The sequence below is a fragment of the Streptomyces sp. DT224 genome (genome assembly GCF_049844595.1).
In the GTDB taxonomy this organism is placed as follows: Bacteria; Actinomycetota; Actinomycetes; order Streptomycetales; family Streptomycetaceae; genus Streptomyces.
In genome coordinates, this window is record NZ_JBNCLI010000006.1 from 262,828 (window position 1) to 277,477 (window position 14,650).

12 protein-coding genes are annotated in these 14,650 nt (G+C 71.7%); 3 read left to right on the forward strand and 9 right to left on the reverse strand.

Annotated features, from left to right (window positions below; genetic code table 11):
* Positions 1-170 precede the first annotated feature (170 nt).
* Both ACLQ2N_RS17000 and ACLQ2N_RS17005 read left to right on the forward strand, forming a co-directional pair.
* Positions 171-1,841 (forward strand): sodium:solute symporter family protein, encoded by a 1,671-nt coding sequence (locus ACLQ2N_RS17000; RefSeq protein WP_425813742.1) that lies wholly within the window; start codon positions 171-173, stop codon positions 1,839-1,841.
* 15 nt (positions 1,842-1,856) lie between these two features.
* Complete coding sequence (locus ACLQ2N_RS17005) at positions 1,857-2,147, forward strand: hypothetical protein (RefSeq protein WP_425813744.1); 291 nt, start codon at positions 1,857-1,859, stop codon at positions 2,145-2,147.
* A gap of 93 nt (positions 2,148-2,240) precedes the next feature.
* On the opposite strand, the gene ACLQ2N_RS17010 is transcribed toward ACLQ2N_RS17005, so the two are convergent.
* The 5 genes from ACLQ2N_RS17010 to ACLQ2N_RS17030 form a co-directional block, all read right to left on the reverse strand.
* Entirely contained in the window at positions 2,241-2,933 is a 693-nt protein-coding gene (locus ACLQ2N_RS17010; protein WP_425813746.1) for a helix-turn-helix transcriptional regulator, read from the reverse strand.
* A gap of 119 nt (positions 2,934-3,052) precedes the next feature.
* Positions 3,053-4,861 (reverse strand): PQQ-binding-like beta-propeller repeat protein, encoded by a 1,809-nt coding sequence (locus tag ACLQ2N_RS17015; protein ID WP_425813748.1) that lies wholly within the window; start codon positions 4,859-4,861, stop codon positions 3,053-3,055.
* A gap of 59 nt (positions 4,862-4,920) precedes the next feature.
* Positions 4,921-6,789 (reverse strand): PQQ-binding-like beta-propeller repeat protein, encoded by a 1,869-nt coding sequence (locus tag ACLQ2N_RS17020; protein ID WP_425813750.1) that lies wholly within the window; start codon positions 6,787-6,789, stop codon positions 4,921-4,923.
* Between the two features lie 242 nt (positions 6,790-7,031).
* Positions 7,032-8,741, reverse strand: a complete 1,710-nt coding sequence (locus ACLQ2N_RS17025) for a PQQ-binding-like beta-propeller repeat protein (protein ID WP_425813752.1) — start codon at positions 8,739-8,741, stop codon at positions 7,032-7,034.
* 90 nt (positions 8,742-8,831) lie between these two features.
* Positions 8,832-10,646: an ABC-F family ATP-binding cassette domain-containing protein gene (locus tag ACLQ2N_RS17030; RefSeq protein WP_425813754.1), complete on the reverse strand. Its 1,815-nt coding sequence runs from the start codon at positions 10,644-10,646 to the stop codon at positions 8,832-8,834.
* Positions 10,647-10,764: 118 nt separating this feature from the next.
* On the opposite strand from ACLQ2N_RS17030, the gene ACLQ2N_RS17035 reads away from it, so the two are divergent.
* Positions 10,765-11,400 (forward strand): lipoprotein, encoded by a 636-nt coding sequence (locus tag ACLQ2N_RS17035; protein ID WP_425813756.1) that lies wholly within the window; start codon positions 10,765-10,767, stop codon positions 11,398-11,400.
* Between the two features lie 4 nt (positions 11,401-11,404).
* Here ACLQ2N_RS17035 and ACLQ2N_RS17040 read toward each other — a convergent pair whose 3' ends face one another.
* Genes ACLQ2N_RS17040 through ACLQ2N_RS17055 form a run of 4 tightly spaced genes read right to left on the reverse strand, consistent with a single transcriptional unit; the run spans position 11,405 to position 14,547 of the window.
* Complete coding sequence (locus tag ACLQ2N_RS17040; RefSeq protein ID WP_425813758.1) at positions 11,405-12,298, reverse strand: 4-(cytidine 5'-diphospho)-2-C-methyl-D-erythritol kinase; 894 nt, start codon at positions 12,296-12,298, stop codon at positions 11,405-11,407.
* Positions 12,295-13,197, reverse strand: a complete 903-nt coding sequence (rsmA, locus tag ACLQ2N_RS17045) for a 16S rRNA (adenine(1518)-N(6)/adenine(1519)-N(6))-dimethyltransferase RsmA (RefSeq protein WP_425813760.1) — start codon at positions 13,195-13,197, stop codon at positions 12,295-12,297. Before rsmA ends, ACLQ2N_RS17040 begins: the two co-directional genes overlap by 4 nt.
* A 59-nt stretch (positions 13,198-13,256) precedes the next feature.
* Positions 13,257-14,123 carry a TatD family hydrolase gene (locus ACLQ2N_RS17050; protein ID WP_425813762.1) on the reverse strand — a complete coding sequence of 289 codons (867 nt, stop codon included), beginning with the start codon at positions 14,121-14,123 and terminating at the stop codon, positions 13,257-13,259.
* A gap of 34 nt (positions 14,124-14,157) precedes the next feature.
* Entirely contained in the window at positions 14,158-14,547 is a 390-nt protein-coding gene (locus ACLQ2N_RS17055; RefSeq protein ID WP_425813764.1) for a hypothetical protein, read from the reverse strand.
* Between the last annotated feature and the right edge of the window lie 103 nt (positions 14,548-14,650).

Genomic DNA, 14,650 nt, shown 5'->3' on the forward strand with positions numbered 1-14,650 from the left:
CGACGGCGGGGGCAGGCGAGCCGAGCGAGGGCGACACGGCCGCTTGAAGCCGGGGATTCCGGCAATACGATCACAAACAAACAAAGAACCTCTAGGGAAGTGTTCACTTTCCGAACACAAGAGCGTAGTTTCCTTCGAGTTCAGTTCGCGAAACGAAGCGAGACCCCCACATGCACTATCTGGCAGCAGAGCTCCGGCTCCCCACGAACGGGCTCGACTACACGATCCTGGCGATCTACTTCGTCGTGGTGCTCGGCATCGGCTTCGCCGCCCGGGCGAGTGTCAAGACCAGCCTCGACTTCTTCCTCTCCGGACGGTCACTGCCCGCATGGGTGACCGGTCTGGCCTTCGTGGCGGCGAATCTCGGCGCCACCGAGATCCTCGGCATGGCGGCGACGGGCGCGCAGTACGGCGTCGCGGTGGTGCACTGGTACTGGATCGGCGCCATCCCCGCGATGGTCTTCCTCGGCCTCGTGATGATGCCGTTCTACTACCGCTCGAAGGTGCGCTCGGTGCCGGAGTTCCTGCTCCAGCGCTTCGACAAGTCCGCGCACCTGCTGAGCTCCATACTCTTCGCCTTCTCGGCGATCCTGATCGCGGGCGTCAACCTGTACGCCCTGTCGATCGTCGTGGAGGCGTTGCTCGGCTGGCCGCAGTGGGTCGCGATCGTCGTCGCGGGCCTCTTCGTCCTCGTCTACATCACGATCGGCGGACTCTCCTCCGCGATCTACAACGAGGTGCTCCAGTTCTTCGTCATCCTCGCCGCGCTGATCCCGCTGACCCTGCTGGGCCTCAAGCGCGTCGGCGGCTGGGACGGGCTGAGCGACTCGCTGACGTCGAAGCACGGCTCGAACTTCATGTCGGCCTGGGGCGGTACCGGCATCGGTGACGCCAACCCGCTCGGCGCCAACTGGCTGACGATCGTCCTCGGCCTCGGCTTCGTGCTCTCCTTCGGCTACTGGACGACGAACTTCGCCGAGGTGCAGCGCGCCCTGTCCGCGAAGAACCTCTCGGCCGCCCAGCGCACCCCGCTGATCGCGGCCTTCCCGAAGATGTTCATCGTCTTCGTCGTGATGATCCCGGGCCTGGTCGCCGCCGTGGTCGTGCCGAACATCGGCACCGACGGCTCCGGCACCACGTACAACGACGCGATCCCGCTGCTGATGCGCGAGCTGCTGCCGAACGGTGTGCTCGGCATCGCGGTGACCGGTCTGCTGGCCGCGTTCATGGCGGGCATGGCCGCCAACGTCTCCTCGTTCAACACCGTGTTCACCACGGACATCTGGGCGCGGTACGTGAAGAAGGACCAGTCGGACGCGTACTACCTGCGCTTCGGCCGGCTGATCACGGCGCTCGGCGTGCTGGCCTCCATCGGCACCGCGTTCATCGCCGCCAGCTTCTCGAACATCATGAGCTACCTCCAGACGCTCTTCTCGTTCTTCAACGTCCCGCTCTTCGTGGTCTTCATCATCGGCATGTTCTGGAAGCGCGCCTCCATGAAGTCCGGTGTCTGGGGCCTGCTCGCGGGCACCACGGCCGCGATGGTCAACTACTTCGTCATCTACAAGCAGGGCGTCATCGACATCCCGAGCGACCAGGGCGCCAACTTCGTCTCCGCCATCGTCGGCTTCGTCGCCGGCGCGGTCGTCATGATCGCGGTCACGCTCTTCACCGCTCCCAAGCCCGAGGCCGAACTCGCCGGCCTCGTCTACGGAACCGAGTCCCCGGGGGCCCCCGAGGTGCCCGAGGAGGGCGACAGCGCCTGGTACCGCAGGCCCGCACTCCTGGGCTGGGGAGCCATCGTGCTCGCCGCCCTGTGCTACGTCCCCTACTCGTTCTGATCGGAGCAACCCACCATGTCCGACCTGCACAAGGAAGTCTCCGACCTGGAGCAGAAGTCCGCCACGGCGGCCCGCCTCTTCGACATCCGGCGGATCATCGGCGGCCTCTTCGTGGTCTACGGGATCATCGTGACGATCGCCGGGATCAGCCCGTCCGACGAGGACCTGAAGAAGGCCCAGGGCGTCCACATCAACCTCTGGACCGGCCTCGCCATGCTGGTGCTCGGCCTGTTCTTCCTGGTCTGGATGAAGCTGCGCCCGGCCCAGGCCCCTGAGCCCGCGCCGGAGGACACCCCGGCCGGCTAGTACGTCCTACGTGACAGGGGGTGTCCTGGCGGTCGGGCCGGTCAGACGGACCCGGCCCTGACCGCCAGGACACCCCCGAGGGGCCGGACACCGTCAGCCGACGGGGTCCGGCCCCTGGCGTGTCACCGCCGCCCGGTCCAGCAGCCCGGTCCGGGCGGCCAGTGCGGCGGCCTCCAGCCGGGAGCCCACGCCGAGCTTCATCAGGACGCGCTGGACGTGCGTACGGGCGGTGCTCGGCGCGATCCGCATCCCGGCCGCGATCAGCCGGGTGTCGTCGCCCTCCGCGACCCGGACCAGCACCTCGACCTCGCGCGGGGTGAGCAGCCGCAGCAGCCGGCGGCCCTCGTCGTCCGGCTGGGCCACCGGGTCGAGCAGTTCGGCGAAGGCCCCCTGGAGGAGCTGGGGCGCGATGGCCGCCTCCCCGGCCCTGGCCTTGACCATGGCGCGCTCCACGCCCTCGATCCGCTCGTCGTGCCGGACGTACCCGGCGGCCCCGGCCGCGAAGGCGGCGGCGATCCCGCGCGGGCTGGGGACCGGGCCGAGCACGACCACCGCGGTCTGCGGGCGCTCGCGCCGGATCCGGACGACGGGGTCGAACGTGCCGGGCACGGCGGGCGACGCGGTGCCGAACAGGCAGACCTCCGGGGCCCGTCCGACGACCAGGTCCGCCGCCCCGGCGGTGGGCGCGGCGGCGGCCACCACCCGGTGGCCGCGCAGCTTCAGCGCCGAGGCCAGGGCCTCGGCGAGCAGTCGGTGGTCGTCCACCACCATCAGCCGGACACCCATCGCCCATCCCCCCGTCACCACGGCACGGGCCCCCCGGCCCTCCAGGGCCTGCAAGTTACACGGCCGGGTACGCGTGTGGGGGTGGAACCGGCCGGTTCCACCCCCCATGTGAGGCGTGCTCAGCTGGTGTGGAAGGACACCACCAGGTACTCCTTGTCGTCCAGCGAGCTCTTGCGCGGGGCGCTGATCATCGTCTCGGAGATGAAGAAGCGTCCCTGCTCGTAGCGGAACTCCGCGTAGTCCGCGGTGAAGCTGGTCTCCGCGTCCCGGACGGCGTCGTCGGACGGGTTGCGCATCAGGACCGTCTGCTCGAAGGTGCTGCCGTCGATGGAGACGATCTCACCGCCCTTGTCGTACGGGGGTTCCCGGTACGCAATGATGTTCTTGCCGTCCATGCGCAGCGGGAACATGGTGAACTTCTCGCCCGCGTCGGCCCGGTCGCCGGTCTGCTTGCCGGTGGTGAGGTCGAAGGAGACGATCTCGTTCGTCCGGCTGAAGCTCTCGCCGGTGCCCTCGTGCTCCTCGGTCGGCAGGTAGAGGCGGTTGTTGCCGACGGCGAGGTGCTGGCACTGCTCGACCTCGGTGGAGCCGCACCGGGCCGCGTACTTCTCGGCGTCGGCGGAGATGCGGATCTTCAGCTTGCCGGTGGCCTCGTCGATCGAGAAGAAGTCCGAGATGCTGCTGCCGTCGCCGGCGGTGTCGCCGACGTCGGCGGCGACGACGAGCGGCTTGGTGGAGACGATGCTCGCGTAGTCGACGCCGGCCGGCATCTTGTACGAGGAGAGCGGGGCGCCCGTCGTCGGGTTCAGCGCCTGGATGATGAGCTGGGGGTCGTCGTACGTACCGCACTTGCGGACGACGGCCAGGGCCTCGCCGCCGCCGTAGCCCTGGTCGTAGCAGCCGTCGGTGCTGGCCTTCGGCTTCCAGAGCTCGGCGCCGGTGTCCAGCTTGAAGGCGGCGCCGCCGCCGGAGCCGCCGGCGGCGACCGTGGTGCCGCTGAGGGTGACCTCGTCGAAGCGGACCGGCCGGTCACCGCTGGTGGAGGCAGTGACCGACTTGCTCCACAGCAGCTTGCCGGTGGCCAGGTCGAGGCCGCCGACCTTGTTGCATTGCTGGTAGTTCTTGGCCTTCGTCCGCTTGGCCTCCTCGAAGAGGATGGCGGTCTTGTAGTCCTTGCTCATGTGCCGGGAGGCGGCGCAGACCTGGCCGTCCAGCGGGATCGACCAGAGCTTGGTGCCCTTGTCCAGGTCGTAGCCGACGATCTCGTTGACGCCCGTCTTCACGTACGCCTTGTCGGTGATCCACGAGCCGTCGACGGTGGTGACGTCGGTGACCTTGGGCTGCGGGAGCTGGAAGCCGACGGTCGAGTCGACGTTCGCCGGGGCCTTCTCCTTGCCGCCGGTGGAGCCGCCCTTCCCGCCGTCGTCGCCCTTGCCTCCCTTGTTCTCGCCGGAGGTGCCGGCGGAGGAGCCCGCCTCGTCCTTCTTGTCGTCGCCGCCGCTGGAGGCGTACCAGATGCCGCCGCCGACGATCAGGGCGACCGCGACCACGGCGGCGACGATGATCTGCGCCTGGGTGGAGAACTTCTTCCCGCTCCCGCCCTGTTGCGGCGGCTGGTAGGCCGGCTGCATCGGTGCGGTCGGGTAGCCGTACGGCTGCTGCTGGCCCTGCGGGAAGCCGTAGCCGGGCTGGGTGGGCGGCTGCGGCGGCTGGCCCTGCGGGAAGCCGTAGCCGGGCTGGGTGGGCGGCTGCGGGTAGCCGTAGCCCGGCTGCTGCTGGGGCGGGCCGGGGGGCGGCGGGGTCGGGGCGCCGAAGCCACCGGCGGGCGGATCCTGCGGCGCGCCGAATCCGCCGGGCGGCGGGTCCTGCGGCGCGCCGAAGCCGCCCTGGGGCGGGTCGTTGGGCGGCTGCTGGGGCGGCTGGGTCATGGCGTTGCGTACCTCGGGGAAGGGGGGGTCGGTCGGGTTCGTCCGGGTGGGGTGAGCCGTCAGTTGCCGAAGGCCATCATGGTCTTCGTCTCCATCTCTTCCTTGTCGTTGCTCGCGCTGACCCGCCCGCTCGCGATGAACGAACGCCCGTCCGCGTACCGGATCTTCGGGTTGTAGAAGGAGCGCTCGATCTCCGAGGTGGAGTCCGGGTGCTTGAGCACCGTCTTCGGGCTGCCGCCGGCCGGGGAGAGGGTCGCGATGCCGCCGCCCTTGCCGTAGCCGCCTTCGACGTAGAGCAGGACGTTGCCGCCCTCCATGCCGAGCGGCTTCATGGTCTCCTCGGCGGGGGCGTTCGCCTTCCACTTCGTCTTGCCGGTGTTCAGGTCGAACGCGACGACCTTGTTGGTGCGGGCGGAGCCGCTGGAGTCGTCCGCCGTGGACATGTAGAAGGTGTTGGCGTCGGCCGCGACGCCGGTGCAGTCCTGGAGCTGCTGGCCGAAGATGGAGAAGCCGCCGCCGCACTCCGGGGCGAACTTGTCGCCCTTGTCACTCTTCAGCTGGGAGCGCAGCGTGCCGTTCTCGCGGAGCGCGACAACGGTCCACTTCTTGTCGTCGCTGTCGCCCTTGGTGAAGGAGACGATGAGCGGGCTCACCGAGTAGACCTTGTCGACCTCCCAGCCGCGCGCGGCCTTGTAGGTCCACTTCGCCGTGCCGGTGTTCGGGTCGAGCTCCTCGATCTCCTGCTGCGGGTTCTCGATGTCGTCCGTGCGGCAGTTGACCGCGGCGATGAGCTTGGGGCCGCCGGCGAAGGCGAACGGCTCGCAGTTGCCGCCCCGCTTGCCGAAGACCTCCTTGCCGTCGCTGACCCGGTAGGCGTTGGACGTGCCGGTGCGGCCGGCCGTGACGGTGTCGCCGCTGATGGCCATGGAGAGGTCGGACATCATGTCGAAGAGGCCGCTCTTCTTGACCTCCTTCTTCCATCCGGCCTTGCCCGTGTCGAGGTCGATCTGCTGGAGGGCGGAGCAGTCGGCCTTGTCGGTGGTGCCGTTCTTGATCGCGATGACGATCTTGCCGTCGGCGGTGGTCTGCTCGGGCGCGGAACAGATGTCGGCGGGCAGCTTGAGCGTCCACGTCTGCTTGCCGTCGGCGACCGAGTAACCGGAGACCGTGCGGTACATGCCCTTGACGATGGTGTCGCCGACGATCCAGGGACCGTAGACGGTCGCGCCGTTGCGCGGGAGGTCGACGTCGTTCTTCTGGAGCCAGAGGACCTTGGCCTCGCCGTCCTTGCGGCCGCTGTTGAGGTCGTCGTCCTTCCGGCCGGTGCCGTTGCCGTCGCCCTGGTCGACGGAGGGCGACCCGGACGGCTTCGCGACCTGCTCGGTCTTCTTGGCGACCGGCTTGTCGTCGTCGCCGTCGCCGCCGCTCGTCGCGAAGTACACGCCGCCGCCGATGACCAGGAGCGCGACGACCGCGGCGCCGATGATCAGGGCGGGCTTGCGCTTGAACGGGCTGCCGCCGCCGGGGCCGTTCGGGCCGGGCGGCACGGGCGCGCCGGGGTGCTGCTGCGGCGGGAAGCCGTACCCGGCCTGCGGCTGCTGGCCGTACGGACCCGGCTGCTGCTGCCCGTAGGGGCCGGGCTGCTGGCCGTACGGGCCGGGCTGCTGCTGCCCGTAGGGACCGGGCTGCTGCGGCTGGCCGTAGGGACCGGGCTGCTGCTGCGGCTGGCCGTACGGGCCCGGCTGCTGCGGGTAGCCGTAGCCCGGCTGCGTGGGCGGTGGGGTCGGCGGCGCGGCGGGGGCCTGGGGCGGCGCGGCGGGCGGCGGAGTCTGCGGCGGGCCCTGGGGCGGCTGCGGTACCCCGTGCGGCGGCTCCTGCGGAGCGCCGAAGCCTCCCTGCGGCGGTTGCTGTCCGGGCGGCTGGGTCATCAGCGCGTCCCCCTTCGTGCGGTCCGGTGCCCGTTCCGGACTCCCCCGCGATCTCACCGGCGCCTCGGGGCAAGATCCCCTGGACCACGGCGAAATGGAGCGAATCGGGCATGGATCCCGCAGTGTCACGTCAGTCGAGCGGGACTTCTTTGTACCACCCGCCCGAGAGGGCCTTCCGGTTCGGTCCGCCCCTGTTCCCAAGGGAGGACCGGGCCGTGATGCCGTCGTGATGCTTCGGACCGTCAGCCGCCGAAGGCCACCATGGAGCGCATGTCCACCTCGTCGTCGCCGCTGATGCCGCTGAGACGTGACGCCAACAGCACGGTGCGGCCCCCGGTGTACACGATGCGCGGTTCGTAGATGCCGCGCTCCAGGTCGGCGCCGGACGCCGGGTGGCGCCGCACGAACCGCGGCGTGCCGCCGGTCGAGGGGAGGGTGGCGATCCCGCCGCCCTTGCCCTTGGCGGCGTGGACGTACATCAGCAGCTTGCCGCCCTCGGTGCGCAGCGGGGTGACGGCCTGGCCCCCGGGTGCGTCGGCCGACCAGCGGAACGTGCCGGTGTCCAGGTCGAACGCCACGACCTTGTTGGCGTGGAGCTCGCCGAACTCGCCGTACTTGGTGCTCATGTAGAAGGTGTTCGCGTCGGCGGCGACGCCCACGCAGTTGTCCAGGTTCCGGCCGAGCGACATCATGTCCCGCTCGCACTTGAGCTGATAGTCGCCGGGGCCGCCGGAGAGCTGGGAGCGGTAGGTGCCGTCGGCGTTGAGGACGAGGATCGCCCACTTCTCCGGGCGCTTCAGGGAGACGACCAGCGGGCTGGCGGAGAGGATCTGGGCGACCTCCCAGTCCTTCTTCAGCTTGTAGGTCCACAGCGCCTTGCCGGTGGCGGGGTCGATCCGCTGGAGCTGCTGGTCCTTGTACTGGTCGTCGGCGGTGTGGCAGCTCACCGCCGCGATGGCCACCGGGCCGCTGGCGAGGCCGAACGGCTGGCACCTCCCGGGCCGTTCGCCGAAGAGCTGCTTGCCGTCGCTGACCCGGAAGCCCTCGGTCCGGCCGGTACGGCCGACGGTCACGGTGTCACCGTTGATGGACATCGCGAGGTCGGAGAGCCCGTCCCAGACCCCCTTGCGGACGTACGACGTGCGCCAGCCGGCCTTGCCCGTCTTCAGGTCGACCATCTGGAGCGTGTCGCAGTCGGCGTCGGCGGCGGAGTCGTGCCTGATCCCGAGGACGATCCTGCCGTCGGCGGTGGGCTGCGAGGGCGCCGAGCACATCTTGGCCGGCAGCCGGAGGTTCCACCGCAGGGTGCCGTCGGAGACCGAGTAGCCGGAGACCGTGTGGAACAGCGCCCGGACGACGACGTCCCCGGCGAACCACGGGCCGAACTGGTCCTCGCCGTTGCGCGGCAGGTCGATGCCGCCCTTCTGGATCCAGGCGACCTTCGCCTCGCCGGGTTTGGCCCCGGCGTTGATGGTCCGGGCCTCCTCCTCCGGGCTGGCCACCGGCTCCCCGGTGGCCCCGCCCTTGGTCGGCGACGGCGCCACGGTGGGCTTGGCGGAGTGGGTCGGCCCGGCCAGGGGCTTGTCGTTGCCCCCGTCGCCTCCGGAAGCGAACCAGATCCCGCCGCCCGCGAGGAGCGCCACGGCGACCACGGCCCCGACGATCTTCGCGGCCCGGCCCCGGAACGGCCCGCCCCGGCCCTGCGGCCCGCCGGGCGCGGGGGCGGCGTACTGCTGCTGGGTGGGCATCTGGTGCAGCCCGGGCTGCGTGTACGGCCCGGGCTGCGTGTACGGGCCGGGCTGCGTGTACGGGTTCGGCCCGGGCTGCCCGTAGCCCTGCGGCGGGTAGCCGTAGCCGGGCTGGGTGGGCGGCTGGGTGTACGGGCCAGCCGCCGGTTCGTACGGTGCGCCGAACCCGCCCTGCGGCGGCTGCTGTCCGGGCGGCTGGCTCATCGGACCCGTCCCCCTGGGGTGAAAGCGGCACGGTCCTGGCCCGCACCGGGCGAGGCTTCTTTGTACCACCCGCCCCACGCGTGACGACGGTCAGGCGTCCTCGGCCAGTTCCAGCCAGCGCATCTCCAGCACGTCGCGTTCCGCGACCAGTTCGCGCAGCTCCGCGTCCAACTTCGCCACCTTCTCGAAGTCCGTGGCGTTCTCGGCGATCTGGGCGTGCAGGGTCGTCTCGCGGGTCGACATCTTCTCCAGCTGCCGCTCGACCTTCTGGAGCTCCTTCTTGGCCGCGCGGGCCGCCTGCGCGGAGACCGCGGGCGCCGGGGCGGCGGTCCGCGCGGCGGCCGGGGCGGCCGCGGGGGCGGACGTCGCGGCCTGGCGCTGCCTGCGCTCCAGGTACTCGTCGATGCCGCGCGGCAGCATCCGCAGCGCCTGGTCGCCGAGGAGGGCCATGACCCGGTCCGTGGTGCGCTCGATGAAGAATCGGTCGTGGGAGATCACGATCATGGAGCCGGGCCAGCCGTCGAGCAGGTCCTCCAGCTGCGTCAGGGTCTCGATGTCGAGGTCGTTGGTCGGCTCGTCCAGGAAGAGCACGTTGGGCTCGTCCATCAGCAGGCGCAGGATCTGGAGCCGGCGCCGCTCACCGCCGGAGAGGTCGCCGACGGGCGTCCACTGCTTCTCCTTGGCGAAGCCGAACTGCTCGCAGAGCTGCCCGGCGGTCATCTCGCGCCCCTTGCCGAGGTCCACCCGGTCCCGCACCTGCTGGACGGCCTCCAGGACGCGCAGGTTCGGGTCCAGCTCGTGGACCTCCTGGGAGAGGTAGGCGAGCCGGACGGTCTTGCCGACGACGATCTTCCCGGCGGCGGGCTGGACCTCGCCCTCGCTGCGGGCTGCCTCGGCGAGCGCCCGCAGCAGCGAGGTCTTGCCGGCGCCGTTGACCCCGACCAGGCCGATGCGGTCGCCGGGGCCGAGCTGCCAGGTGAGGTGCTGGAGCAGGGTCTTGGGGCCGGCCTGGACGGTGACGTCCTCCAGGTCGAACACGGTCTTGCCGAGCCGGGCGTTGGCGAACTTCATCAGCTCGCTGGTGTCGCGCGGCGGCGGCACATCCGCGATCAGCTCGTTGGCGGCCTCGATGCGGTAGCGGGGCTTGGCGGTGCGGGCGGGGGCGCCGCGCCGCAGCCAGGCCAGCTCCTTGCGCATGAGGTTCTGCCGCTTGGTCTCCTCGGTCGCGGCGATCCGCTCCCGTTCGGCGCGGGCGAACACGTAGTCGCTGTAGCCGCCCTCGTACTCGTGGACCGTGCCGCGCTGCACGTCCCACATGCGGGTGCAGACCTGGTCCAGGAACCAGCGGTCGTGGGTGACGCAGACCAGCGCGGAGCGGCGGGCGCGCAGATGGCCGGCGAGCCAGGAGATGCCCTCGACGTCGAGGTGGTTGGTCGGCTCGTCCAGGACGATCAGGTCCTGTTCGGCGATGAGCAGCTTGGCGAGCGCGATCCGGCGCCGCTCACCGCCGGAGAGCGGGGCGATGACGGTGTCCAGGCCGTTCTCGAAGCCCGGCAGGTCGAGCCCGCCGAAGAGGCCGGTGAGCACATCGCGGATCTTGGCGCTGCCCGCCCACTCGTGGTCGGCGAGGTCGCCGATGACCTCGTGGCGGATGGTCGCCTCGGGGTCGAGCGAGTCGTGCTGGGTGAGGACGCCCAGGCGCAGCCCGCCGCTGTGCGTGACGCGGCCGGTGTCGGCCTCCTCCAGCCGGGCGAGCATCCGGATCAGGGTCGTCTTGCCGTCGCCGTTGCGGCCGACGACACCGATCCGGTCGCCCTCCGAGACGCCGAGGGAGACACCGTCGAGCAGGGCACGGGTGCCGTAGACCTTGCTGACCTGCTCGACATTGATGAGGTTGACGGCCACGAACGCTCCAGCTACGAGGAAGACTCCGGCCTTCCAGCGTAGTCGCCGCCGCACGGACCTCCGTACGAGCGCCTGCCCGCCCCGGTGTACCTTGCGCGCAAACGATCAGGGGGCGGGGATGGTCATGACACGTCGTACGGTTCGCGGGCTGCTGCCCGTACTGCTGGCCGCCGCCGCGCTGACCGGCTGCTCGTCGGACACGGAATCCGACGACGGCGCGAAGGCGGAGAAGTCCGCGGCGCCCGCGGTGAAGACCGCGGCCAGGGGCGGCACGGTCGGCGGCGCCGGCTCCGGCTGCGAACTGCCGGTGACGTTCGACCTGGCGGAGGACTGGAAGCCGAAGGCCGTCGAGGCCGACCCGGACTCGGAGTTCGCCGAGCTCGCCGAGCAGGGCCCGGTCACCATGGCCTGCGAGATCGACGCCAAGCCGGCCGGGCAGATCGGCTTCCTGCGGGTGTGGCGGGCGAAGGCCGCGGCCCTCACCCCGCGCGAGGCGCTGAAGGGCTTCGTCGGAGCGGACGAGAACGCCTCCGAGGCGACGTACAGGGAGGTCACGAGCGGCGGCCGGTCGCTGACCGAGGTGACCTACACGCTCCACAGCGCGCTCATGGACGAGGACCGCCCCGCCCGCGCCTTCGCCCTCTCGACCCCCGAGGGCCCGGTCGTCGTGCATCTGGGCGGCCTGGACGCGGACGAGCACGGGGGCATGCTGCCGGCGTACGAGCTGGCGAAGGCGTCGGTACGGGTGGGCTGACCGCCTACAGGACCGTCGCCCCCGGCGCCGGGGACACCGCCGTCCGCGCCGTGCGGCAGGTCCCCGAGACGGTGAGGGCGGCGGCCACCGCGTGGGCCGTCGCTTCGTCCTCCGCGAGGAACGCGGTCGTCGGGCCCGAGCCGGAGACCAGGGCCGCCAGCGCGCCCGCCTCCGTGCCCGCCGCCAGGGTCGCGGCGAGGGAGGGGCGCAGGGCCAGCGCGGGGGCCTGGAGGTCGTTGCCCAGGGTGGCGGCCAGGGCCTTCGGGTCGCCCGACCGCAGCGCGTCGAGGAGGGCGTCCGAGGCCACGGGCTCGGGGACGCGGGTGCCCTCGGTCAGCCGGTCGAACTCGCGGTACACCGCCGGGGTGGAGAGCCCGCCGTCGGCCACCGCGAACACCCAGTGGAAGGTGCCGCCCACCTCGACCGGGGTCAGCAGCTCGCCCCGGCCGGTGCCGAGCGCGGCGCCGCCGGCCAGGCTGAACGGCACATCGCTGCCCAGCTCGGCGCAGAGGGCGAGCAGGTCCTCGCGCGGCGTGCCGGTCCCCCACAGCGCGTCGCAGGCCAGCAGCGCGCCGGCCCCGTCCGCGCTGCCGCCCGCCATGCCGCCGGCGACGGGGATGTCCTTGTCGATGTGGATGTGCACGTCCGGCGCGACGCCGTGGCGCGCGGCCAGCGCGGACGCCGCCCGCGCGGCCAGGTTCGACGCGTCCAGCGGGACCTGGGCCGCGTCCGGCCCGGAGCAGGTGATGCGCAGGCTGTCGGCGGGGGTGACGGTGACCTCGTCGTACAGGCCGACGGCGAGGAAGACGTTGGCCAGGTCGTGGAAGCCGTCCGGGCGCGCGGCACCGACCGCGAGCTGGACGTTGACCTTGGCGGGGACCCGTACGGTGACGCTCACTGCGCGCTCCCGGTCTCGGCGGCCGGCGCGTTCGGGCCGGCGGGCTTGTTCTCGGCGACCGCCGCGAACTCCTCGATCGTCAGGGACTCGCCGCGCGCCTGCGGCGAGACACCCGCCGCGACCAGGGCGGCCTCGGCGGCCGGTGCGGAACCGGCCCAGCCCGCGAGTGCCGCGCGCAGCGTCTTGCGGCGCTGCGCGAACGCCGCGTCCACCACCGCGAAGACCTCCGCCTTGCTCGCGGTCGTCGCCACGGGTTCGCGGCGGCGCACCAGCGAGACGAGCCCGGAGTCCACGTTCGGCGCGGGCCAGAAGACCTTGCGGCCGATGGACCCGGCGCGCTTGACGTCCGTGTACCAGTTCGCCTTCACCGACGGCACGCCGTAGACCTTGTTGCCCGGCCGGGCCGCCAGCCGGTCCGCGACCTCGGCCTGCACCATGACCAGCGTGCGCTCGATGCTGGGGAAGCGGTCGAGCACGGTGAGCAGCACCGGCACGGCGACGTTGTACGGGAGGTTGGCGACCAGCGCCGTGGGCGGCGGGCCCGGCAGCTCGCGTACGAGCATGGCGTCCGAGTGCACCAGCGCGAAGCGGTCGGCGCGGGCGGGCATCCGGGCGGCGACGGTGGCGGGCAGGGCCGCCGCGAGTACGTCGTCGATCTCGACGGCGACGACCCGGTCGGCGACCTCCAGCAGCGCGAGGGTCAGCGAGCCGAGGCCGGGGCCGATCTCGACCACCACGTCGTCCGGCCGGACCTCCGCCGTCCGCACGATCCGGCGGACCGTGTTGGCGTCGATGACGAAGTTCTGCCCGCGCTGCTTGGTGGGGCGTACGCCGAGGGTGTCGGCGAGTTCGCGGATGTCTGCGGGGCCCAGGAGGGCGTCGGGCTCAGTGGTGCTCACCTGTAAAGCGTACGGGGCCCGCGAGCTCCGCAAGTCGACTCACGGAGCTCGGCACCCGCTCAGTAGTCGAACGCCCGGGCCGTGTTCTCCGCGATCGCCTCGGCGAGGGTGTCCTCGTCCAGCCCCTTCACCGCCGCCATCGCCCGCAGCGTCACCGGGATCAGGTACGGCGCGTTGGGCCGCCCCCGGTACGGGGCCGGCGTCAGGAACGGGGCGTCCGTCTCGACCAGGACCAGTTCCAGCGGGGCCACCGCCAGCGCGTCGCGCAGCGGCTGGGCGTTCTTGAAGGTCATGTTCCCGGCGAAGGACATGAAGTAGCCGGCCTCCGCGCAGACCCGGGCCATGTCCGCGTCGCCGGAGTAGCAGTGGAAGACGGTCCGCTCGGGCGCCCCCGCGTCCGCGAGGACGCGCAGGACGTCCGCGTGGGCCTCGCGGTCGTGGATGACGAGGGCCTTGCCGTGGCGCTTGGCGATCTCGATGTGGGCCCGGAAGGACTCCTCCTGGGCCGCCATGCCCTCGGGGCCGGTCCGGAAGTGATCGAGTCCGGTCTCGCCGACCCCGCGTACGTGCGGCAGCGCGGCCAGCGCGTCGATCTCGGTGAGGGCCTCGTGCAGCGCGGCGGTGCCGCCCGCCTCGCGCGCGCCCTGCCGCGACCAGCCATCGGGATCCCCGTGCACGATGCGCGGCGCCTCGTTGGGGTGCAGGGCCACCGCCGCGTGCACGTTCGCGTGCGCGGCGGCGGTCTCGGCGGCCCAGCGGGACCCCTTCACGTCGCAGCCCACCTGGACCACGGTCGTCACGTTCACCGCGGCGGCCCTGGCCAGGCCCTCCTCGACGGTGCCGTCCTGCATGTCCAGGTGGGTGTGCGAATCGGCGACCGGCACCCGGAGGGGTTCCGGAAGGGGCGGGGCTTCGGTGCGGCTCATGGCCACGATCGTACGAGGACCGCGGCCGTTCGCCCTACTTCCGGAACGGGTGCAGGAGGTCGGAGAGGTGCCAGTGGTGGCCGGAGGCCGGAACGGCGGTGGCGGCCACGGGCTCCTCGGCGGGCTCCTCGGGGATCAGCGGCCCGGCGGCGGGCTGGGAACGGTTCTGGTTGTACATGAGCTGCTGGACGGTCGAGACCCGGCCGGCCCGCATGATCCGCACGACGTGCCCGCCGCAGTTGGCGCAGGTGGGGGTGGAGAGGGGCGAGGGCACCCGCTCGCCGTCCGCCTTGTAGGTCACGTAGGCGTGGCCGGACGCGTCGACGTGGTGTTCTATCTCGTACGCCTGCTCCCACCCGTGTCCGCACCTCATGCAGGCGAATGCGTATGCCTCGTGCGCGGTGGCTGCTGTGGTGTCGCTCATGCCTGCTCCTCTTGTCCGTCGGACAAGCACTCCGGGGAATGCGCCCTGCCTTCCAGTGGACGCCTTCTCCGGCGGGAGCGCACCGGCCCTGTCGAGTGTTGGA